We start from the raw sequence: 22,599 nt of genomic DNA, 5'->3' as shown, positions 1-22,599 counted from the left end.
GCCCAGCTGCCGTATGGTGGGCCTGACGCGCTTGCCCAGCTTGATGTAGAGCTCAACGGCTCGGATTCGATCTTCGTAGGAATACATGAACTACCTCCTGGTAGTCCAAGTTTTTGTCCGCATCCCCTGGTGGTCAGGATTGGATCGGCTCTAACAGACCGAGGGATAGCTGCCCAGAGCCATGCGCCCTTCCTTGCCCTCATGCCGATACTTCCAGAACCAACGCCTCGATCCCCCGGGAGCAACCTCCAGATACAGGCCTCCCGAGTCCGACAAACGCTCCCGCTTCGATGTGGGGGAACAGACGGCGTTACGACACTGTGCGTCGGTCAACATGGGGAACACCTCCAGAGGTTCAGCTCGGATTTCCCCTCGGAAATGGGGGAACAAATACCGCCAGTCTACCCTTTTCGGATTTTGTTCCCCCGTCTGTTCCCCCGCCTCAGCCTGGCTGCCAGGAGATCGCTCCGGACGTCTCCACACCGTAACCCATTGATTTACCAAAGAAAAAGGGCGTTCACCGGATGTTGGTGAACGCCCTTGGACGTCGTAATGGTGGAGCTGGCGGGAATTGAACCCGCGTCCGCAAGCCTTCGTCAGGCAGATCTACATGTTTAGCGGTCTGATTTGGATCTCGCTACCCATGTCGCGCAGTCGCACGCTACATGGGCCGCCAGCACCCTATTTTCTCGCCTCCACCCAAGGTACCCGGATGGAAGCCAGCCCATGTAATTATCCTTGCAGCCGGGAGGCACTGATTGCTCAGAACCCCCTTGCCCAGCCCATCGGCCAACTGTTGCAAGGCTCACTGGCAATTAAGCAGCGAGTGCGAAACGTTCGTCGTTTGCAGTTAGTTTGTTAAATCGAGATTTACGAGCGTGACTCAAGCTCGACATGCACCACACTGATCCCGAACCCACGTCGAAACCAGGACAGCCCCTAGACTTCTTATTTTAGGCGTTCGCGAGCAATTGCAAGAGCTCGCTGGGAGATTTAATTGCGGCGTGCGCGCCCCACTCTGCAGGGTCGGTCTTGGCGCCCAAATAGCCGTAGATGGCGGCCACTGTACCCATGCCTGCCGCCAGACCTGCCACGATGTCACGCTCGTCATCACCCACGTAAATGCACTGCTCCGGCGGCACACGCAACCGCGCAGCCGCTTCCAGCAGGGGCGCGGGATGGGGCTTGGCGTGTGGCGTGGTGTCGCCACTGACCACTGCCGAAGCGGTGGCAAACAGCGGAATGGCCTGGGTCAGGGGTTCGGTAAAGCGGGCAGCCTTGTTGGTGACCACACCCCACGTCATGTTACGTTCGAGAATCTGGTGAACCAATTCAGGCACACCTTCAAAAATGGTGGTCTGCTCGGTCATGCGAGTTTCATAGTTCACGAAAAACTCTTCGCGCATGACGGCAAAGTCTGGGTGATCTGGCCTCATGCAAAAGGCTTCTGCCAGCATGCCACGGGCCCCTGCTCCCGCCATGGGGCGATATCGGGCCGGGGGCAGCGAAGGCAGACCTCGGTCGGTGCGCATTTTGTCTGCAGCCGCCCCCAAGTCTGGTGCGCTGTCGATCAGAGTCCCATCCAAATCAAAAAGGACTGCGCGAATGCCATGAAAAACGGTAGCCATATCAGCCCAGGCGACGCGCGGCAAACAGGTAATTGACGCTGGTGTTGGCGCTGAGCCAATAGCGACGCGTGAGGGGGTTGTATTCCAGGCCCTTGGTGTGCAGAACATCCAAGCCCGCACTACGGCAATGCCCTGCAAGCTCGCTGGGGCGGATCATCTTGGCGTATTCGTGGGTGCCGCGCGGCAGCATGTTAAGCACGTATTCCGCGGCCACAATGCCCAGCATAAACGCCTTGGCGTTGCGATTGATGGTGGAGAAAAAGACCCAGCCCCCGGGTTTGACCAACGTGGCGCACGCGCGGACCACCGAGGCGGGATCCGGGACATGCTCCAGCATTTCCATGCAGGTCACCACATCAAAACCAGCAGGTTGCTCCAAGGCCATCGCTTCAGCGCTGATTTCACGGTACTGCACGTTTTGGGTTCCAGCCTCCAGAGCATGCAACTGCGCCACGCGCAACGCCTTGGTTGCCAGGTCAATACCCAGCACGTCTGCCCCCTTGCGCGCCATGGAGTCGGCCAAAATGCCACCGCCACAACCCACATCCAGCACGCGTTTGCCGGTCAAGGCGCCCAGGCCGTGAATCCAGTCAAGCCGCAGCGGGTTGATCTGGTGCAAGGGACGAAATTCACTGTCAGGGTCCCACCACCGGTGGGCAAGTTCGGAAAACTTGGCCAATTCGGCCGGATCTGCATTGACGGTTTCGATCATGTCGCTGATTGTCCATGAAGGGAGAGTACGAAAAGCCCTGGACGCAAAAAAGCCCCGCGAGCGGGGCTTTTTTGTGAAGCAATCCGAAGATTACTGAGCGGCGCGGGTGCCAACCACTTCGATTTCCACGCGACGGTTCTTCGCACGGCCTTCGGCGGTCTTGTTGTCAGCCACGGGTTGCTTTTCGCCCTTGCCTTCGGTGTACACGCGGTTCTTTTCGATGCCCTTGGACACCAAGTAAGCCTTCACGGCTTCAGAACGACGCACCGACAGCTTCTGGTTGTAAGCATCAGAGCCGACGGAGTCAGTGTGACCCACAGCAATGATCACTTCCAGATTGATGCCCTTGACCTTGGAAACCAGGTCGTCCAGCTTGGCCTTGCCTTCTGGCTTGAGCACCGACTTGTCGAAGTCGAAGAAGGCGTCAGCAGCGTAGGTCACCTTGGTGGCGACTGCAGGAGCTGGTGCGGGAGCGGGTGCAGGGGCGGCAGCAGGTGCTGGAGCAGCAGCAGGAGCTGGTGCAGCGGCAGGAGCGGGAGCAGCGATTGCGCCGTCGCAGCCAGGAGCTGCCGTAGCAGGCGTCCAGTTGGCATCGCGCCAGCAGTATTCGTTGGTACCGTTCTTCCAGACCAGTTGGCCAGAAGCATCGCGCCAGTTGTCAACGGTTTGTGCGCCAGCGGCGGTTGCGAGCGCTGCAGAGGCAAACAACATCGCCACTTTGTTCAGTTTCTTCATGGTTCTCCTCTTGGGGAAAAAGCCGCAGCCGCGCTGCGAATCAGGACGCCTGGGGTGACCACCACCCTAAGCGTTCAAACGATTGTGCCATACGTAACAGGGCAAAAGCTGCGCGCGCTGGTCGGGGCCCGTAGGACAAAACCTGAATTGCTTCGATATGTTGCGCCGTCGCTACACGGTCTTACGCCTAAAATGGCTCTCCTTTGCCGCTCCCGCCGTCCCAATGACCCAGTTTGCCAAAGAAACCCTGCCGATCAGCCTCGAAGAAGAGATGCGGCGCAGTTACCTCGATTACGCGATGAGCGTGATTGTGGGTCGTGCACTGCCCGACGCGCGTGACGGCTTGAAGCCTGTGCACCGCCGCGTTCTTTTCGCCATGCATGAGCTCAATAACGACTGGAACCGGCCTTATAAAAAGTCGGCTCGTATCGTGGGCGACGTGATCGGCAAATACCACCCGCACGGGGACTCTGCGGTGTACGACACCATTGTGCGGATGGCGCAGGACTTCTCGTTGCGCCATATGCTGGTGGATGGGCAAGGTAATTTCGGATCCGTGGACGGCGACAACGCTGCGGCCATGCGATACACCGAAATCCGCCTGGCCAAAATCGCCCATGAAATGCTGGGAGATATTGACAAGGAAACTGTCGATTTCGGCCCCAACTACGACGGCAGCGAGAAAGAACCGCTGGTATTACCCAGCAAGCTGCCCAACTTGCTGGTGAATGGATCGGCGGGTATTGCGGTGGGTATGGCCACCAACATTCCGCCACATAACCTCAACGAAGTGGTCGATGCGTGCCTGCACATGCTGCGCAATCCCGAGACGACCATCGATGAGTTGATGGAAATCATCCCGGCCCCAGACTTCCCCACCGCCGGCATCATCTACGGCATTAACGGCGTGAAGGATGGCTACCGCACCGGACGCGGCAAGGTGGTGATGCGTGCCAAGTGCCACTTTGAGGACATCGACCGCGGCCAGCGCCAGGCCATCATCGTGGACGAGCTGCCCTACCAGGTCAACAAGAAGACGCTGCAGGAGCGTATGGCCGAGCTGGTGCACGAAAAGAAGATCGAAGGCATCAGCCACATCCAGGACGAGTCGGACAAATCCGGCATGCGCCTGGTGATCGAACTCAAGCGCGGTGAAGTGCCCGAGGTGGTACTCAACAACCTGTACAAGCAGACGCAGCTGCAGGACACGTTCGGCATGAACATGGTGGCGCTGATTGACGGCCAGCCCCGCCTGTGCAACCTGAAGGATCTGATCAGCGTCTTCCTGCAGCACCGCCGCGAAGTGGTGACTCGCCGCACGGTGTTCGAGCTGCGCAAGGCACGCGACCGTGGCCATGTGCTGGAAGGCTTGGCCGTGGCCTTGGCCAACATCGACGACTTCATCGCCATCATTCGCAACGCGCCCACGCCGCCTGTGGCCAAGGCTGAGCTGATGGCCCGCCCCTGGGACAGCAAGCTGGTGCGCGAGATGCTCACGCGCACGCGTGCCGATGGCGGTGTGATCAACGCCGACGACTATCGCCCCGACGGCCTGGAAAAGGAATTCGGCATGGGCCAGGACGGCCTGTACCGGCTGTCGGAAACGCAGGCCCAGGAAATCCTGCAGATGCGCCTGCAACGCCTCACGGGCCTGGAGCAGGACAAGATCGTCGCCGAGTACAAGGAAGTCATGGCGGTCATCGAAGACCTGCTGGACATCCTGGCCAAGCCCGAGCGCGTGTCGGTCATCATCGGCGACGAACTCACCTCCATCAAGCAGGAGTTCGGCCAGCACAAGCTGGGCGCACGTCGCTCCATCGTTGAATACAGCGCACAGGATCTCTCCACTGAGGACCTGATCACCCCCACCGACATGGTGGTGACGCTGTCCCACACCGGCTACATCAAGAGCCAGCCCCTGTCCGAATACCGTGCCCAAAAGCGTGGCGGACGCGGCAAGCAGGCGACCGCGACAAAGGAAGATGACTGGATCGACCAGCTCTTCATCGCCAACACACACGACTACATCTTGTGCTTCTCCAACCGTGGCCGCCTGTATTGGCTCAAGGTGTGGGAAGTGCCGGCAGGCTCGCGCGGCTCGCGTGGACGCCCCATCGTCAACATGTTCCCGCTGCAGGACGGCGAAAAGATCAACGTGGTACTGCCGCTCACCGGCGACATGCGCAGCTTCCCTGCGGACCGCTACGTGTTCATGGCCACAAGCATGGGCACCGTGAAGAAGACGGCACTGGACGAGTTCAGCAACCCGCGCAAGGGCGGCATCATTGCCGTGAACCTGGATGACGGCGACTACCTGATCGGTGCCGCCCTCACCGATGGCAAGCACGACGTCATGTTGTTCAGCGACGGTGGCAAGGCCGTGCGCTTCGACGAAAACGATGTGCGTCCCCTGGGCCGTGCGGCACGTGGCGTGCGCGGCATGATGCTGGAAGACGGACAGAGCGTGATCGCCATGCTGGTCGCCGAAGACGAAACGCAGAGTGTGTTGACTGCTACAGAAAACGGCTACGGCAAGCGCACCAGCATCGTCGAGTACACCCGCCATGGCCGTGGCACCAAGGGCATGATCGCCATCCAGCAGAGCGAGCGCAACGGCAAGGTCGTTGCCGCCACGCTGGTGCACGCGGATGACGAGATCATGCTGATCACCGACAAGGGCGTGCTGGTACGCACCCGCGTGAGCGAGATCCGCGAACTGGGTCGTGCCACGCAGGGCGTGACGTTGATCGCACTGGACGAAGGCTCCAAGCTCAGTGGCTTGCAGCGCATTGTTGAGAACGACGCCAATGTGACGGATGCAGAAGCTGATGGGGATGCAAGCCCGGACAGTGGCACTTCCTCCGCACCTGAAGCCCCCGACGCCTGACCACCGCAGGGCGTGAAGTCGCCCTGCCAACGCTATCAAAAGCGAAGCATCAGGCGCTTATTGAATAAGCGCCTGATGCATTTTTAGCTCATCTCATGAAACGCCCTTACAACTTCTCCGCAGGCCCTGCCGCCATCCCCTCCGAAGTCCTGGAACAAGCCGCCGCCGAGATGCTGGACTGGCACGGCAGCGGCATGGGTGTGATGGAAATGAGCCACCGCGGCAAGGAGTTTCTGTCCATCTACGAAAAGGCGGAAGCCGACCTGCGCGAGCTGCTGGCCGTGCCGTCGCATTTCAAGATCCTCTTCATGCAAGGTGGTGGCTTGGCCGAAAACGCCATCGTTCCGCTCAACCTGTCGCGTGCCGGCGTGGTCGATTTTGTGGTGACCGGCAGCTGGAGCCAGAAGTCGCAAAAGGAAGCACGCAAATATGCGTCCGAAGTCAACATCGTTGCCACGGGTGAAGAGACGGGCTATACCACCGTGCCGGACCCAGCTTCGTGGACAGTGAGTCGGGGCGCGAGCTACCTGCACCTGTGCAGCAACGAAACCATCCACGGCACCGAGTTCCACCAGCTGCCCGACCTCAAGGCGCTGGGCAGCGATGCGCCGCTGGTGATCGATTTCTCCTCGCATGTGGCGTCGCGGCCTGTGGACTGGAGCCGCGTGGGCCTGGCCTTTGGCGGCGCGCAAAAGAATCTGGGGCCCGCTGGCCTCACGCTGGTGATCGTGCGCGACGACCTGCTGGGCCATGCCCTCCCCGCCTGCCCCAGTGCCTTCGACTACAAAATCGTGGCCGACAACCAGTCCATGTACAACACGCCGCCCACCTGGGGCATCTACGTCGCCGGGCTGACCTTCCAGTGGCTCAAGCGCCAGACCGAAGGCAGCCTGACTGGCGTGGCCGCCATGGAGCAGCGCAACATCGCCAAGGCCACGCTGCTGTACAACGCCATCGACCAATCACAGCTGTACGTCAACAAGGTGGCGGCCAACTGCCGCTCGCGCATGAACGTCCCGTTCTTCCTGCGTGACGAAAGCCGTAACGACGCCTTCCTGGCCGGTGCCAAGGAGCGCGGGCTGCTGCAGCTCAAGGGCCACAAGTCCGTGGGAGGCATGCGCGCCAGCATCTACAACGCCATGCCATTGGCGGGCGTGCAGGCGCTGGTGGACTACATGCGAGAATTTGAGCAAAAGCACGCCTGAGCGCGCACCCGACACGACAGCAACAAAAAACGGCTCCCAGAGCACGCACCGCTACCCCACCGTCCATGAACAATCCGCAAGCCTCACCCGACCTCGCCAGCCTGCGCGTGCAGATCGACAGCATCGACCAGCAACTGCTCACGCTGCTGAACCAGAGGGCGCTGGTGGCCGAACAGGTGGGTGAGGTCAAGAAACGTGAGGGCACGCCCTTCTTCCGCCCCGACCGTGTGGCGCAGGTCATCGACAAGATCACCAACGCCAACCCGGGCCCGCTCAAGGGTGCGCACGTGGCGGCGATCTGGCGCGAGATCATGTCTGCCTGCCTGGCCCTCGAATCACCCCAGCGTGTGGCCGTGCTGGGCCCCGAGGGCACGTTCTGCGAGCAGGCCGCGATTGAATTCTTCGGCGGTGCCGCCGATCTGATGTACTGCGCCAACTTCGACGAGGTGTTCCACGCCACGGCGGCGGGCAGTGCCCAATATGGTGTGGTGGGCGTAGAGAACTCCACCGAGGGCGTGGTCACCCGCTCTCTGGACCTGTTCCTGCACACCCCTACGCATGTGGTGGGCGAGGTCAGCCTGCTGGTGCGCCACAACCTGCTGCGCACCAGCAACTCGCTCGATGGCATCGAAGTGGTGCTGGCCCATCCGCAAGCACTCGCACAGTGCCAGGCGTGGTTGTCCAAGCACCTGCCGCATGCCGAGCGCCGCCCGGTGTCCAGCAATGCCGAAGGCGCGCGACTGGCCACCACCAACCCGGCCTGGGCAGCACTCTCCAGCGAGCGTGCGGCCACCCAGTTTGGCTTGCACATCGTCTCCCACGCCATCCAGGACGACGCCTACAACCGTACCCGCTTCGCCATCATCTGCCTGCCCCACACGCTGCAGACGCCGCCTCCTTCGGGCAAGGATTGCACCAGCCTCGTGGTGTCGGTGCCCAACCGCCCCGGCGCCGTGCACGACCTGCTGGTGCCGCTCAAGACGCACGGCGTGTCCATGACGCGCTTTGAGTCGCGCCCTGCCCGCACGGGCCAGTGGGAGTACTACTTCTACATCGATCTCGACGGCCACCCCGCCCAGCCCCACGTGGCACGGGCGCTGGAAGAACTGCGCAGCCTGTGTGCGTTCTACAAGGTCCTGGGCACTTACCCCGTGTCATCCTGAGGAGCAGCCGCCATGTTTGAACAATTGGGACTGATCGGCTGTGGGCTCATGGGAGGCTCATTCGCCCTGGCCATGAAGAAGGCCGGGTTGGTCAAACGCGTGGTGGGCTACAGCAAGTCGCCCTCCACCACCGACCGCGCCCGCCAGCTGGGCGTGATCGACGTCGAGGCGCCTTCCGCGCTACTGGCTGTGGCGGGCGCCGACATTGTGCTGGTGGCAGTCCCCGTGGCAGCCACCGAGGCCACCCTCAAGGCCATCAAGCACCTTGTCACCCCCCAGATGCTCATCATGGACGTGGGGTCGACCAAGTCTGATGTGGTGCAGGCCGCACAGCGTTCGCTGCGGGACCAGGTGGGCTCCTTTGTGCCCGCGCACCCCATCACGGGGCGCGAAGTGTCGGGCGTGGAACACGCCGAAGCCGACCTGTACAGCGGGCGCCAGGTGATCCTGACTCCCACCGAGCGCACCCTGACGGCCCAGCTGCAGGACGCCGAAAAGATCTGGACTGCGCTGGGCTGCCGCGTGACCAGCATGTCGCCGGAGTCGCACGACGCGGCCTTTGCCGCCGTCAGCCACCTGCCCCATTTGCTCGCGTTTGCAATGATGAACAGCATCACGGGCCAGACGCACGGTGACGACTTTCTGTCCCTCGCAGGCCCCGGGTTCCGCGACTTCACCCGCATTGCCGCCAGCGACCCCAAGGTGTGGCGCGACATTCTGCTGTCCAACCGGGACGAGCTGATTGCCCAGTCCAAGCTGTTCCAGCAGGCCCTGCGCAACATCGAGCAGGCCATGGAAAAAGGCAATGCCCAGGCGCTTGAAGACATGCTGACCTTGGCCAGCGAAACCCGTGCGCATTGGCGCATGGGCGCGAAGAGAAAGTAACCCCCTGAGCCGCCTGCGGCGCCTTCCCCCAAGGGGGACGCACCCGGTGGCCTGGCAAAGCCAGCTCCACGGGTGCACTGGGATGGGGCTGCGCCAGTAATGACGGGCGCTTGCACCCAATGGACGAAAGATACCGATGTACAGCACCGCATTCCTTGATCTCCCCCCCCTGCAAGCCGCTGCAGGCGAAGTCCATCTGCCGGGCTCCAAGAGCATCTCCAACCGGGTGCTGCTGCTGGCGGCGCTGAGCAATGGCACCACCACCGTGCACGACCTGCTGGCGTCCGACGACACGCGCGTGATGCTGGACGCTCTGCGCCAGATCGGGTGCACGGTGGATGAGGCTGGAAGCACGGTGCGTATCACGGGCCTGGGTGGCCGCCTGCCCCAATCCCCCGCCAAGCTGTTCCTGGGCAATGCGGGCACGGCCATGCGCCCACTCACTGCAGCGCTGGCACTGCTGGGCGGCGAGTTCGAGCTGTCCGGCGTCCCGCGCATGCACGAGCGCCCGATTGGCGACCTGATTGATGCCCTGCGCCAGCTGGGCTGCCAGATCGACTACCTGGGCAACGACGGCTACCCACCACTCAGGATCGCCCACGGCCAGGGCGTGCCTTCGCTGGCGCTGGCCGCGCCCATCCGCGTACGTGGCGACGTGTCCAGCCAGTTCCTCACAGCCCTGCTCATGGCGCTGCCGCTGGCGGCTGGCGCGCAGGCCATCGTGATCGAGGTGGTGGGCGAGCTGATCTCCAAGCCCTACATCGCCATCACGCTGCAGTTGCTGGCGCGCTTTGGCATCGTGGTCGAGCACCAGAACTGGCAGCGTTTCACCATCCCTGCATGCAGCCGCTACCAGTCGCCCGGCAGTATTCATGTGGAGGCAGACGCCTCATCCGCTAGCTATTTCATAGCGCTTGGAGCAATAGCGACTGGCGCTACTGGCCAAAAAGATGCCAAATCCGGCATCAAGATACAAGGCGTGGGCCTCGACTCGATCCAGGGCGATATTCGCTTTGTCGAAGCGGCCCGGGCCATGGGCGCGGTGATCACCGGGGGCCCCAACTGGCTGCAGATCGAACGCGGCGCCTGGCCCCTCAAGGCCATTGACCTGGACTGCAACCACATCCCTGATGCGGCCATGACGCTGGCCGTGATGGCCCTGTATGCCGAGGGCACGACCACGCTGACCAACATCGCTAGCTGGCGCGTGAAGGAAACCGACCGCATCGCCGCCATGGCCACCGAGCTGCGCAAGCTCGGCGCCACGGTGGAGGAAGGTGCGGACTACATCCGCGTGACGCCTCCCGCCCAGTCCGCTGACTGGAAAGCCGCCAGCATCCACACCTACGACGACCACCGCGTGGCCATGTGCTTCTCGCTGGCCGCCTTCAACCCGGCGCGTCTGCCGGTGCGCATCGAAGACCCCAAGTGCGTAGCCAAGACCTTCCCGGACTATTTCGAGGCGCTGTTCTCGGTCGCCCAGGTCGACACAGCCCACATCCCGGTGATCTGTATTGACGGCCCCACGGCCTCGGGCAAGGGCACGGTGGCGGCGGCGGTGGCGCAACGGCTGGGCTATCGCTTTTTGGATTCCGGCGCGATGTACCGCATCACCGCCCTCGCCGCGCTGCGGGCGGGTTTCGCCATCGATGCGGACCACGAAGCCCGTATCGCCACCCTGGCCCAGACGCTGCCGGTGCGGTTTGAGGGCGGCAAGGTGTGGCTGGGCAGCGACGACGTGACCGAGGCCATCCGCACCGAAGAAGCCGGTATGAACGCGTCCCGTGTGTCCGCCCTGCCTGCCGTGCGCACGGCGCTGGTGGACCTGCAACACAGCTTCCAGCGCCTGCCGGGGCTGGTGGCCGATGGCCGCGACATGGGCACCGTGATCTTCCCCGAGGCCCCCTTGAAGGTGTATCTCACGGCCAGCGCCGCCTGCCGCGCAGAACGCCGTTATAAGCAGTTGATTTCTAAGGGTTTTTCGGCTAGTATCGAAGACCTTCGCGCAGATTTGGAGGCGCGCGACGCCCGGGACAGTTCCCGTAGCGTTGCACCCTTGAAGCCCGCGCAAGACGCTCTGGTCCTGGACAACTCCGATTTGACGATTGAACAAGCCGTCGAAAAGGTTTTGGCCTGGTGGCAGGAGCGCCAGCCCTTCGCAGCTTCTGCGCAGCGCTGACAATGTGGAGCCCTCGGGCTCCAGGCAGTGCCGAAAGGCCTTGCCACAGGCCCACGCAGCCCCCATCGCGCGTCAGCGCACAGGTTGTGTGGATCGATAACCTAACCCGCGGCTCTGCCGCAAAAAACCACCGCAAGCAGCTATAAAAACGGTAGCAATGGTGCTGCCGGAATCCTGTTTGTGGCAAGGAAACACATGTCCGAATCTTTTGCCGCCCTTTTTGAAGAATCCTTGCAGCGCACGGAAATGCGCCCAGGCGAAGTCATCACCGCTGAAGTCGTGCGCGTCGAGCACAACTTCGTGGTCGTGAACGCTGGCCTCAAGTCCGAAGCCTACGTGCCGCTGGAAGAGTTCAAGAACGACAAGGGCGAAGTCGAAGTCCAAGTGGGTGACTTCGTGTCGGTGGCCATTGGCTCCATCGAAAACGGCTACGGCGACACCATCCTGTCGCGCGACACCGCCAAGCGTCTGGCTTCCTGGATGAGCCTGGAAAAGGCCCTGGAATCCGGCGAATTCGTCACTGGCACGACCAGCGGCAAGGTCAAGGGCGGCCTGACCGTTCTGGTCAACGGCATCCGCGCATTCCTGCCCGGTTCGCTGATCGATACCCGTCCGATCAAGGATCTGACGCCGTACGAAAACAAGACCATGGAATTCAAGGTCATCAAGCTGGACCGCAAGCGCAACAACGTGGTGCTGAGCCGCCGCGCTGTGGTGGAAGCCTCCATGGGCGAAGAGCGCGCCAAGCTGATGGAAACCCTGAAGGAAGGCTCCATCGTTCAAGGCGTGGTCAAGAACATCACCGAATACGGTGCGTTCGTGGACCTGGGCGGCATCGACGGCCTGCTGCACATCACCGACATGGCATGGCGCCGCGTGCGTCACCCCTCCGAAGTGGTGACCGCTGGCCAGGAAATCACGGCCAAGATCCTGAAGTTCGACACCGAAAAGAACCGTGTCTCGCTGGGTCTGAAGCAAATGGGCGATGACCCATGGATGGGCGTGAACCGCCGCTACCCCCAAGGCACCCGCCTGTTCGGCAAGATCACGAACATTGCCGACTACGGCGCATTCGTGGAACTCGAACCCGGCATCGAAGGCCTGGTGCACGTGTCTGAAATGGACTGGACCAACAAGAACATCGCTCCCGCCAAGCTGGTTTCGCTGGGCGACGAAGTCGAAGTCATGGTTCTGGAAATCGACGAAGACAAGCGCCGTATCAGCCTGGGCATGAAGCAGTGCAAGGCCAACCCATGGCAAGAATTCGCTCAGGACACGAAGCGCGGCGACCGCGTCAAGGGTCCGATCAAGTCGATCACCGACTTCGGCGTGTTCGTGGGCCTGGCTGCCGGCATCGACGGCCTGGTGCACCTGTCTGACCTGTCGTGGAACGAACCCGGCGAAGCCGCTGTTCGCAACTACAAGAAGGGCCAGGAAGTGGAAGCGATCGTGCTGGCCGTGGACGTGGACCGCGAACGCATCTCGCTGGGCATCAAGCAGCTCGACGGCGACCCATTCACGACCTTCGTGACCGTGAACGACAAGGGCCAGACGGTGACCGGCAAGGTCAAGACCGTGGACGCCCGTGGCGCTGAAATCGACCTCGGCGAAGACATCGTGGGCTACCTGCGCGCTTCGGAAATCTCCCGCGACCGCGTGGAAGATGCCCGCAACGTGCTCAAGGAAGGCGACGAAGTCACGGCCGTGGTGGTGAACGTGGATCGCAAGACCCGCAACATCCAGCTGTCGATCAAGCAAAAGGACATGGCTGACGAACAAGGCGCCATGGCCAACCTGAGCCAGCAATCGAGCCGCGAAAGCGCCGGCACGACCAGCCTGGGCGCCCTGCTGCGCGCCAAGCTGGACAACTCGGAAAAGTAAAGCGCTGACCCGTTAAACGGTCAGACAGCGGGCGCCTCGGCGCCCGCTCTTTTTTCAGCCAAGACTGCCTATGTCCCAAGATTCCATGACCCGCTCAGACCTCGTCGAAGAACTGGCCGCCCGTTTCGGCCAGCTCACCCACCGCGATGCCGAATACGCCGTCAAGACCATTCTGGACGCCGTGGGCGAGGCCCTGGTGCGCGGGCACCGCATCGAGATCCGGGGCTTTGGCAGCTTCTCGGTCAACCACCGCCCTCCCCGCATGGGCCGCAATCCACGCAGCGGCGAGGCCGTGGCCATTCCCGAAAAGCGTGTGCCCCATTTCAAGCCGGGCAAGGCCCTGCGCGAAGCCGTCGACAAACGCACGGCCGAAATGGAAGAAAAGGCACCGCCCGCAACGGGCACCCTGGGCAACTGATATCAAATTGATAGCAGCAAGCGCATGATTCACTAGCGCCTGCTGCCGTTTTGGCTTGTATTGACCTGAGAGAAGGCATCCACAGGCCCCCTGCGCCAAGCTCTTAGAATCGCCCCACCACTGGGGAGACCGATGAAATACCTCCTGTGGCTGCTCAAGGCAGCCATTTTTTTTACGCTCTTCGCCTTCGCGCTGAACAACCAGCAGGATGCGACCGTGCATTTCTTCTTTGGCACGCAATGGCGCGCGCCGCTGGTGCTGGTGGTGCTGACCGCATTTGCCGCAGGTCTGGTCGTTGGGGCCTTGGGCATGGTGCCGCGCTGGTGGCGCCACCGCAACGCTGCACGCCGCGCCCAGGCAGCAGTCGTGGTGGCACCAACGCCCGTAACGGCCCCCGCCGCCAGCGCCACCCCGGCAGCGCCCCCACCACCTCCTGACCTGCCTTCGATCCATGGAATTTGACCTGAGCTGGATACTGCTGGGCCTGCCCCTGGCATTTGTGCTGGGCTGGCTGGCGTCGCGTTTTGACCTGCGCCAGCTGCGCGCCGAAAACCGCCGCGCCCCAAAGGCGTACTTCAAGGGTCTGAACTTCCTGCTCAACGAGCAGCAGGACCAAGCCATCGACGCCTTCATCGAGGCCGTGCAGAACGACCCCGACACCTCCGAGCTGCACTTCGCCCTGGGCAACCTGTTTCGCCGCCGGGGCGAATACGACCGTGCCGTGCGTGTGCACGAGCACCTGCTCTCGCGCGGCGACCTGAGCCGTACTGACCGCGAACGCGCCCAGCATGCACTGGCGCTCGACTTCCTCAAGGCCGGGCTGCTCGACCGCGCCGAAGATGCGCTGCAGCGCCTGGAGGGCACCCCGTTCGAGGCCCAGGCCCGCCTGGCGCTGCTGGCCATCTACGAACGTTCGCGCGACTGGCCCCATGCCGCCACCATTGCCCGCAAGATGCACGATGCCGATCAGGGCGACTTCAGCACCCGGCAAGCCCACTACCTGTGTGAGCAGGCGCTGGCGCTGAGCGCGCAAGGCGACCTGCCGGGCGCTCAGGCCCTGCTGGACCAGGCAGTGGCCGCTGCTCCCGAGGCCGCGCGCGCGCGCATTGAACTGGCGCGCCTGCAACGCCTGATGGGTCAGCCGGCTGCCGTGCTGTCCACGCTCAAGGCGCTGGGCGAGCGCAACCCCGCAGCGCTGCCCCTGGCCGCTCCGCTGATGGTCGAGGCTGCCACCGCTACCGGCCGCACCCAGGAAGTGCATGCCCTTTTGCAGGCGCACTATGCGCAAGCGCCTTCGCTGGACGTGCTGGAAAGCATCGTGGCCATGGAAGCCGCCGACGAGGCCACCCGCCCATCCGCCCGCCAGCGTTATGTGGAGCACCTGGACAAGGAGCGCTCCCTGGTCGCTGCTGCCAAATGGCTGGCCACCGAAAAGCTGGAACACGAAGAATTCCACCCCCAGGTTCAACGTGCCCTGGACCATGCCGTCAAGCCCCTGACCCGCTATCGCTGCGCGGCCTGTGGCTTCGAGGCGCGCCAGCATTTCTGGCAATGCCCCGGCTGCCAGACCTGGGACAGCTACCCCGCACGCCGGGTCGAAGAACTCTGACCCAAGCCTTCATCCCCAACGCTGTAAGACCCTTGCCATGCTGAAGAAACTGCTGACCCTGCTGGTTGCCACGCTGCTCGCCACCGCCACCTGGGCCGCCGTGGACGTGAACACCGCCACCGAGGCCGAACTGGATGGCATCAAGGGCATCGGGCCCGGCCTGTCGGGCCGCATCCTCCAGGAGCGCCAGAGTGCCCCCTTCAAGGACTGGGCCGACTTCATCGGCCGTGTGGGCGGCGTGGGCAACAAGAGTGCCGTCAACTTCTCCAAAGAGGGCCTGACCGTCAACGGCAAGAAGTACAGCGCAGCAGCCGCTGCCAAGGCCGAAGCCAAATCCGGCAAAAAGCACAGCAGCTCTCAGGCAGCAGACCGCAAGGCCCGTGGCAGCGCTGACAAGGAGGCCGCAACGGCAACCACGCCAGCCACACCACCCGCCACGGCGACTGCGGCACCGGCCGCGCCAGCACCGGCAACCGGCGCTAGCAAAAACTAAGCACGCTTCACAAGCAGCAAGCCCGCTCCAGCGGGCTTGTTTTTTTGCGGCAGGGCATGCGCGACAGCAAGGGGCGGGCAGGGTTTTTAGGCGCTGCCCCCAGGGCGTGTCCCCCTTCAATTCCCCCACGCGAAAGCCATCCAGGCCGTGCAGTGCCAGGCGCCCTGAGCGCCGTGTAGCTTGGCTACACAAGCGAAGGGCAACGACGCAATGTGCGGCTTGGCTGGCTTTCCCTTCGGGCTGGCTGCGCAATGCGGCGTCTGCTTTGTCGGGCGGCTTGCCAATAGCCACGCTATTGGCTGCGCCCCCCCTTCGCGCATCCATCCGCATTGCACCGCCAGCGCGTGGGGGAATTGAAGGGGGACACGCCCTAGAATCAATCGCGCATGCCCCTGATTACGCTCATCCTTCTCCCCTTCATCGGCAGCCTGCTGGCAGCGGTTCTGCCCTCCAACGCCCGCAATACCGAGTCCACCCTGGCAGGACTCATCGCACTGTTCTGCACCGTGCAGGCGGCGCTCTACTTCCCGCAGATTGCAGACGGCGGTGTGATCCGGCAAGAGCTGGCCTGGCTGCCCGCGCTGGGCCTGAACCTCGTCATCCGCATGGACGGCTTTGCCTGGATGTTCTGCATGCTGGTGCTGGGCGTGGGCAGCCTGGTGGTGCTGTATGCGCGCTACTACATGTCTGCGGCCGACCCGGTGCCGCGCTTCTTCTCGTTTTTTCTGGCCTTCATGGGTGCGATGGCAGGCGTGGTGCTGTCGGGCAACATCATCCAGATTGCGTTTTTCTGGGAGCTGACCAGCCTGTTTTCCTTCCTGCTGATCGGCTACTGGCACCACCGCAAGGATGCGCGGCGCGGCGCGCGCATGGCGCTCACCGTCACCGGCACGGGCGGCCTGGCCATGCTGGCGGGCATGCTGGTGCTGGGGCACATCGTTGGCAGCTATGACCTCGATCATGTGCTCGCCGCCGGCCAGCTCATCCAGAACCACGCGCTGTACACCACCGCGCTCGTACTGATTCTGCTGGGCGCGCTCACCAAAAGCGCGCAGTTCCCCTTCCACTTCTGGCTGCCCCATGCCATGGCCGCGCCCACACCTGTGTCGGCCTACCTGCATTCAGCCACCATGGTCAAGGCGGGCGTGTTTCTGCTGGCGCGCCTGTGGCCCGCGCTGGCGGGCACCGAGCAGTGGTTCTGGCTGGTGGGCGGCGCGGGCCTGGCCACCTTGCTGGTGGGCGGCTACGCGGCCATGTTCCAGAACGACCTCAAGGGGCTGCTGGCGTACTCGACCATCTCGCACCTGGGCCTCATCACCCTGCTGCTGGGCCTGAACAGCCCGCTGGCCGCCGTGGCGGCCGTGTTCCACATCATGAACCACGCCACCTTCAAGGCCTCGCTGTTCATGGCCGTGGGCATCGTGGACCATGAAAGCGGCACGCGGGACATCCGGCGCCTGTCGGGCCTGCGCACCATGATGCCGATCACCGCCACCCTGGCCATGGTGGCCAGTGCAGCCATGGCGGGCGTGCCGCTGCTCAATGGCTTCCTGTCCAAGGAAATGTTCTTTGCCGAGACGGTGTACGTGAACACCACGCCATTGCTCGAATGGCTGCTGCCGGTGGCCGCCACGGTGGCCGGCATGTTCAGCGTGGCGTACTCACTGCGCTTCACGGTGGATGTGTTCTTTGGCCCGCCCGCCACCGACCTGCCGCGCCCGCCCCATGAGCCGCCACACTGGATGCGCGTGCCGGTGGAACTGCTGGTGCTGGCCTGCCTCGTGGTGGGCACGTTGCCCGCATGGTCGGTGGGGGCCTACCTGGCCGCTGCCGCACGGCCCGTGGTGGGAGGCGAGCTGCCCACCTACAGCCTGGCGGTCTGGCATGGGTTCAACACCCCCTTTGTGATGAGTCTGGTGGCTTTGGGCGGGGGCATCGCGCTCTACGCACTGCTGCGCTGGCAGCGCGAAAAGGGTGCCATCGATGCGCCACCCGTCATGCGCCGCATCAGCGGCCAGCGGGCCTTTGAGGCCACGCTGGCCTTGCTCAGCCTGATGGGCCGCAATGGCCGCCGCCTGCTGGGCACCGGTCGCCTGCAGTGGCAAATGCTGTGGCTGGTGTGCGCCGCGCTGGTGGCGGGCACCCTGCCCCTGTGGGCGCGGGGCTTGCCTATTGGCGACCGGGTGCAGCTGCCGCTGTCCCCCGCCTTTGCGCTGCTGTGGTTGCTGGGTGCCGTGTGCGCCGTGGCGGCAGCCTGGCAGGCCAAGTACCACCGCCTGGCGGCACTGACGCTGCTGGGTGGCTCCGGGCTGTGCGTGTGCCTGACCTTCCTGTGGTTCTCGGCGCCCGACCTGGCGCTCACGCAGATCGTGGTGGAGGTGGTCACCACCATCCTCATTCTGCTGGGCCTGCGCTGGCTGCCGCGGCGCGACGAGAGCCTGCGCGTGCCCACGCTGGCCGAAGAGCGCCGCACCCAGCTGCGCCGCTACCGCGACATGGCGCTGACGTTGGCTGCGGGTGGTGGCATGGCGCTGCTGTCGTTCGCGATGATGAGCCGCCCGTTCCCCGACAGCACCTCCACCTTCTTTCTGGAGCGTGCGCTTACCGAAGGGGGCGGCACCAACGTGGTCAACGTCATGCTGGTGGACTTCCGGGGCTTTGACACCTTTGGCGAGATCGTGGTGCTCGGCATTGTGGCGCTCACGGTGTATGCGCTGCTGCGGCGCTTCCGCCCTGCGCGCGAGGTGATGGACCTGCCGCCCCAGCAGCGCGCACTGCCCGCCGATGTGGACACCGACCTCGCCAACCCACGCCAGACTGCCGACACCGCCGTGGGCTACCTCATGGTGCCCGCCGTGCTGGTGCGGCTGATGCTGCCGTTTGCCACGCTGGTAGCGGTCTACCTCTTCATGCGCGGCCACAACGAGCCCGGCGGCGGCTTTGTGGCGGGGCTGGTGTTCTCGGTGGCCCTGCTGCTGCAGTACATCGTCTCGGGCACCTCGTGGGTCGAGGCGCATCTGCCGCTGTACCCGCGCCGCTGGATCGGTGTGGGCCTGCTCGCCGCACTGGCCACGGGCCTGGGCGCACTGGCCTGGGGCTATCCGTTTTTGACCAGCCACACGGCGCATTTTTCGCTGCCCGTGGTGGGTCAGATCCACGTGGCCAGCGCGCTGTTCTTCGACATCGGCGTGTTCACCCTGGTGGTGGGCTCCACCATGCTCATCCTCACCGGCATTGCCCATCAGTCGGTGCGCAGCCACCGCTACAACAACGCACGCGCGGCCGAAGAAGCCCAGGCCGCCGCCACACCGGGAGAAGGTCCATGGAACTGATACTGGCCCTGGCCATCGGCGTGCTCACAGGTTCCGGCGTGTGGCTGCTGCTGCGGCCCCGCACCTTCCAGGTCATCATGGGCCTGTCGCTGCTGTCGTACGCCGTCAACCTCTTCATTTTCAGCATGGGCCGCCTGGGCCTCGCGATTGACAAGGAGCCCGTGCTGCAGCCCGGGGTGCCGCAAGACCTGGCCCACTATGCCGACCCCATGCCCCAGGCGCTCACACTCACGGCCATCGTCATCGGCTTTGCCATGACCGCCCTCTTCCTCGTGGTGTTGCTGGCATCGCGTGGCATGGCGGGCACCGACCATGTGGACGGCACCAAGGGTAAAGACGTGCAGGAAATGCCGTGACTAGAGAACACCCCCCTGAGCGGCTTCGCCGCTTCCCCCCGCTCTCGCAGCGCTGCACACTGCGGGCAGGGGGACGCAGCCCTCGATGCGGGGCGGCCCTTTCTCGGCTGCCCTGGCCTGGGGCGTGCCAGTTTCATGCGCAGCGTCTTGGACCAATCACATGACACTCATGCACATGCTGCTTGACCGGCTGATGCCGCACCTGATCCTCGCGCCCATTGCGCTGCCCCTGCTCACGGCCGGGCTCATGCTGCTGCTGCGCGAGGAACGCCAGCGCACCAAGGTCACGCTCAACATCACATCGACCCTGGTCGGCCTGGTGGTGGCTGTGTTGCTGCTGGTGCAGGCCAAGGAGCCCAGCGTGCAGACCAGCCTGGGCGTGTACCTGCCGGGCAACTGGCCGGCGCCGTTCGGCATCGTGCTGGTCATCGACCGCCTGTCGGCCATGATGCTGGTGCTGACCAGCACAGTGGCGCTCGCCACGGTGCTGTTCTCGGCCGCGCGCTGGCACCGGGCGGGGGTGCACTTTCACCCGCTGTTCCAGTTCCAGCTCATGGGGCTAGCAGGCGCGTTCCTCACGGCCGACCTGTTCAACCTGTTTGTGTTCTTCGAGATCATGCTGGCGGCGTCCTACGGGCTGCTGCTGCACGGCTCGGGCCGCCCGCGCGTGTCGGCGGGGCTGCACTACATCGCCATCAACCTCGCCGCCTCTTCGCTGTTCCTCATCGGGGTGTCGATGCTCTACGGCATCACCGGCACGCTCAACATGGCCGACCTGGCCCAGAGCATTGCGGGTGTGGCCGTGGCAGACCGGGGGCTGCTGCATGCGGCCGCTGCGATTCTGGCGGTCGCGTTCCTCATCAAGGCCGCCGTGTGGCCGCTCAACTTCTGGCTGGTGCCTGCCTACAGTGCGGCCACGGCGCCCGTGGGTGCGCTTTTCGCGCTCATGACCAAGGTGGGCGTGTACAGCGTGCTGCGGCTATGGACGCTGCTGTTTGGCGCCGAGGCCGGTGAATCCGCACTGTTTGGCAGCCAGTGGCTCATTGGCGGCGGCATGCTGACCATGGCCTTTGGTGCCATGGGCATGCTGGGCTCGCAGCGGCTGGGGCACCTGGCAGGGTTCAGCGCCGTGCTGTCGTCGGGCACACTGCTGGCCGCCGTGGGCTTCGGCCAAAACCTGCTCACGGGCGGGCTGCTGTACTACCTGCTCAGCTCTACCCTGGCCGTGAGTGCGCTGTTCCTGCTCACCGACCTGATCGACCGCTGGCGCAACAACGGTGCCAACCTGGCTCCGTATGAGCAGACTGACGACGCACCCTTTCTGTCGGCCGACCTGGTGCCCACCGAGGGCATGAACCTGGACGACAAGGAACAGGCGCTGATCGGCCAGGTCATCCCCGCCGCAGCGGCCTTTCTGGGCCTGGCGTTCATGGCCTGCACGCTGGTCATTGCGGGCCTGCCGCCCTTGCCCGGTTTTGTGGGCAAGTTCGCCATGATCCATGCACTGCTCAACCCGCTGGGGCTGGGCGCGGCCCAGGGCATCCGCCTGGGCGCTGCGGGCTGGATGCTGGTGGCGTTGCTGGTGGGCTCGGGGCTGCTGGCGCTGCTGGCGCTCACACGCGCGGGCATTCGCCATTTCTGGTCGGCCCAGGGCCGCGCGTCACCGCAGCTTTTGGTGCTGGAGGGGCTGCCCATTGCACTGCTGCTGCTGGCCTGTGTGGCGCTGGTGTGGCAGGCTGGGGCGGTGATGCGCTACACCCAGGCCACGGCCGATGCCCTGCATGCGCCCGGCACTTACGTGCGTGCGGTGATGACCGCTGCGCCCGTCGCGGCTTCGCCTGCGGCGATGCCTGAAACCACGCCAACGGGGGACAAGCCATGACCCAACCTGCTCAACCTGCGGCGTCCAACGCCCCCGCCATGCCGCCACGCCCCGGTCCATTGCGGCGCCTGGTGCCAGCCCCCCTGCTCTCGCTGGCGCTCCTGGGCCTGTGGCTGCTGCTCAACCGCAGCCTGAGCGCGGGCCACTTCGTGCTGGGCACGGTGCTGGCACTGGCCATCCCGCTGCTCACCGCCGGGCTGCGCCCGCTGCCGGTACGCATCCGCAAGCCGGGCACCGTCCTGCGCCTGGCACTCACGGTGGTGGCAGACACCACCCGGTCCAACCTGGCGGTGGCACGCCTGCTGCTGGCACCCGGCCGCAGGCGCCATCCTGCGGGCTTTGTGCACATCCCGCTGGACGTGCGAGACCCCAACGCATTGGCCGTGCTGGCGATGATCGTGTGCATCACACCCGGTACCGCGTGGGCCGAGATTTCGCTGGACCGCAGCATGCTGCTGCTGCACGTGCTGGAGTTGGACGACCCCGCCACGGTGATCGCTGACGTGAAGCAGCGCTACGAGACGCCCCTGATGGAGATTTTTGAATGACCCCCGTGCTGGACTGGGCCCTGCCGGCCGCCCTGCTCATGCTCGCGCTGGCCATGGGCTGCGCGTTGATCCGACTGCTCAAGGGCCCTTCCGCGCAAGACCGCGTGCTGGCGCTGGACTGCATGTACTTGAGCGGCATGCTGGTGATGCTGGTGCTGGGTCTGCTCTACGGCAGCAAGAACTACTTCGAGGCCGCACTGCTGCTGGCGCTGCTCAGCTTTGTCGGCTCCATGGCCATGGCCAAGTTTTTGCTGCGCGGCGAGGTGATCGAATGACCGAAGCCGCCACCACCGCCACCGCTGTTCTTCCGCTGTGGCTGGAAATCATCGTGGCCGTGCTGGTGCTGGCTGGTGCCGCGCTGGCCCTGCTGGGCTCCATCGGCTTGCTGCGCCTGCCGACCTTTTTTGAACGGGTACACGCGCCCTCCATCATTGCCACGCTGGGCTGCTGGCTGATCATGCACGGCACCGTGCTGTACTTCTCGGTGGCCGACCGCAGCTTGGCGCTGCATGCGCTGCTGATCGCCGTGTTCGTGGCGATCACGGTGCCGGTGATGTCGATCTTTCTCATGCGCGCGGCGCTGTTCCGCGCACGGCAGGCCGGGCGCGATGTGCCGCCCAGCCTGAGCCAGCCCAAGGTGGATGGCGGCACGGAACCCAAAGACTCCTGATCAATCACTCCTGATT

General features: G+C 64.1%; 19 protein-coding genes, 1 other RNA gene and 1 pseudogene. 16 read left to right on the top strand and 5 right to left on the bottom strand.

What is annotated here, in order from left to right; translation table 11 throughout:
* Window positions 1–156 precede the first annotated feature (156 nt).
* From IB236_RS20155 to ompA, 5 genes and pseudogenes are all read right to left on the bottom strand, one after another.
* Window positions 157–336: pseudogene (locus tag IB236_RS20155) on the bottom strand (Arm DNA-binding domain-containing protein); the annotation flags it as partial.
* A gap of 217 nt (window positions 337–553) precedes the next feature.
* Window positions 554–940: a transfer-messenger RNA gene (gene ssrA, locus IB236_RS20150) on the bottom strand.
* Between the two features lie 13 nt (window positions 941–953).
* Window positions 954–1,628 carry an HAD family hydrolase gene (locus IB236_RS20145; protein WP_192421925.1) on the bottom strand — a complete coding sequence of 225 codons (675 nt, stop codon included), beginning with the start codon at window positions 1,626–1,628 and terminating at the stop codon, window positions 954–956.
* 1 nt (window position 1,629) lies between these two features.
* Window positions 1,630–2,340, bottom strand: coding sequence for a bifunctional 2-polyprenyl-6-hydroxyphenol methylase/3-demethylubiquinol 3-O-methyltransferase UbiG (gene ubiG / locus IB236_RS20140; protein ID WP_192421924.1), 711 nt, complete (start codon window positions 2,338–2,340; stop codon window positions 1,630–1,632).
* A gap of 90 nt (window positions 2,341–2,430) precedes the next feature.
* Window positions 2,431–3,075: an outer membrane protein OmpA gene (gene ompA, locus IB236_RS20135; protein ID WP_015014428.1), complete on the bottom strand. Its 645-nt coding sequence runs from the start codon at window positions 3,073–3,075 to the stop codon at window positions 2,431–2,433.
* A 223-nt stretch (window positions 3,076–3,298) separates the two neighbouring features.
* On the opposite strand from ompA, the gene gyrA reads away from it, so the two are divergent.
* From gyrA to mnhG, 16 genes are all read left to right on the top strand, one after another.
* Window positions 3,299–5,962 (top strand): DNA gyrase subunit A, encoded by a 2,664-nt coding sequence (gyrA, locus tag IB236_RS20130; RefSeq protein WP_192421923.1) that lies wholly within the window; start codon window positions 3,299–3,301, stop codon window positions 5,960–5,962.
* A 95-nt stretch (window positions 5,963–6,057) separates the two neighbouring features.
* Window positions 6,058–7,167: a 3-phosphoserine/phosphohydroxythreonine transaminase gene (gene serC / locus IB236_RS20125; RefSeq protein WP_099730467.1), complete on the top strand. Its 1,110-nt coding sequence runs from the start codon at window positions 6,058–6,060 to the stop codon at window positions 7,165–7,167.
* 65 nt (window positions 7,168–7,232) lie between these two features.
* Window positions 7,233–8,330 (top strand): prephenate dehydratase, encoded by a 1,098-nt coding sequence (gene pheA / locus IB236_RS20120; RefSeq protein WP_056063641.1) that lies wholly within the window; start codon window positions 7,233–7,235, stop codon window positions 8,328–8,330.
* Between the two features lie 12 nt (window positions 8,331–8,342).
* Complete coding sequence (locus IB236_RS20115; protein WP_015014432.1) at window positions 8,343–9,215, top strand: prephenate dehydrogenase; 873 nt, start codon at window positions 8,343–8,345, stop codon at window positions 9,213–9,215.
* A 136-nt stretch (window positions 9,216–9,351) separates the two neighbouring features.
* Window positions 9,352–11,394 (top strand): bifunctional 3-phosphoshikimate 1-carboxyvinyltransferase/cytidylate kinase, encoded by a 2,043-nt coding sequence (locus IB236_RS20110; protein WP_192421922.1) that lies wholly within the window; start codon window positions 9,352–9,354, stop codon window positions 11,392–11,394.
* 195 nt (window positions 11,395–11,589) lie between these two features.
* Window positions 11,590–13,275 (top strand): 30S ribosomal protein S1, encoded by a 1,686-nt coding sequence (rpsA, locus tag IB236_RS20105; protein WP_056063647.1) that lies wholly within the window; start codon window positions 11,590–11,592, stop codon window positions 13,273–13,275.
* 85 nt (window positions 13,276–13,360) lie between these two features.
* The gene (locus IB236_RS20100; protein WP_056065071.1) at window positions 13,361–13,693 is read left to right on the top strand and encodes an integration host factor subunit beta; all 333 of its coding nucleotides are present in this window, start codon (window positions 13,361–13,363) and stop codon (window positions 13,691–13,693) included.
* Between the two features lie 132 nt (window positions 13,694–13,825).
* Window positions 13,826–14,155: a lipopolysaccharide assembly LapA domain-containing protein gene (locus IB236_RS20095; protein WP_056063651.1), complete on the top strand. Its 330-nt coding sequence runs from the start codon at window positions 13,826–13,828 to the stop codon at window positions 14,153–14,155.
* Window positions 14,145–15,302 (top strand): lipopolysaccharide assembly protein LapB, encoded by a 1,158-nt coding sequence (gene lapB, locus IB236_RS20090; protein WP_056746358.1) that lies wholly within the window; start codon window positions 14,145–14,147, stop codon window positions 15,300–15,302. The genes IB236_RS20095 and lapB overlap by 11 nt, the downstream gene beginning before the upstream one ends.
* Window positions 15,303–15,339: 37 nt before the next feature.
* Complete coding sequence (locus IB236_RS20085; RefSeq protein ID WP_192421920.1) at window positions 15,340–15,795, top strand: helix-hairpin-helix domain-containing protein; 456 nt, start codon at window positions 15,340–15,342, stop codon at window positions 15,793–15,795.
* A gap of 386 nt (window positions 15,796–16,181) precedes the next feature.
* The gene (locus tag IB236_RS20080) at window positions 16,182–19,127 is read left to right on the top strand and encodes a monovalent cation/H+ antiporter subunit A (protein WP_192421919.1); all 2,946 of its coding nucleotides are present in this window, start codon (window positions 16,182–16,184) and stop codon (window positions 19,125–19,127) included.
* Complete coding sequence (locus IB236_RS20075; RefSeq protein WP_015014440.1) at window positions 19,118–19,483, top strand: Na+/H+ antiporter subunit C; 366 nt, start codon at window positions 19,118–19,120, stop codon at window positions 19,481–19,483. The genes IB236_RS20080 and IB236_RS20075 overlap by 10 nt, the downstream gene beginning before the upstream one ends.
* Before the next feature lie 160 nt (window positions 19,484–19,643).
* Window positions 19,644–21,365 (top strand): monovalent cation/H+ antiporter subunit D, encoded by a 1,722-nt coding sequence (locus IB236_RS20070; protein WP_225581273.1) that lies wholly within the window; start codon window positions 19,644–19,646, stop codon window positions 21,363–21,365.
* 38 nt (window positions 21,366–21,403) lie between these two features.
* Window positions 21,404–21,913 carry a Na+/H+ antiporter subunit E gene (locus IB236_RS20065; RefSeq protein WP_192421934.1) on the top strand — a complete coding sequence of 170 codons (510 nt, stop codon included), beginning with the start codon at window positions 21,404–21,406 and terminating at the stop codon, window positions 21,911–21,913.
* Complete coding sequence (locus IB236_RS20060) at window positions 21,910–22,188, top strand: K+/H+ antiporter subunit F (protein WP_099730474.1); 279 nt, start codon at window positions 21,910–21,912, stop codon at window positions 22,186–22,188. The genes IB236_RS20065 and IB236_RS20060 overlap by 4 nt, the downstream gene beginning before the upstream one ends.
* Complete coding sequence (gene mnhG, locus IB236_RS20055; RefSeq protein WP_192421918.1) at window positions 22,185–22,583, top strand: monovalent cation/H(+) antiporter subunit G; 399 nt, start codon at window positions 22,185–22,187, stop codon at window positions 22,581–22,583. The genes IB236_RS20060 and mnhG overlap by 4 nt, the downstream gene beginning before the upstream one ends.
* Window positions 22,584–22,599 lie beyond the last annotated feature (16 nt).

Source organism: Acidovorax sp. ACV02 (assembly GCF_014851475.1).
Taxonomy (GTDB): domain Bacteria; phylum Pseudomonadota; class Gammaproteobacteria; order Burkholderiales; family Burkholderiaceae_C; genus Acidovorax; species Acidovorax delafieldii.
Note: the sequence above shows the minus strand (reverse complement) of the source record. Positions and strands in the feature narration are given on the sequence as shown.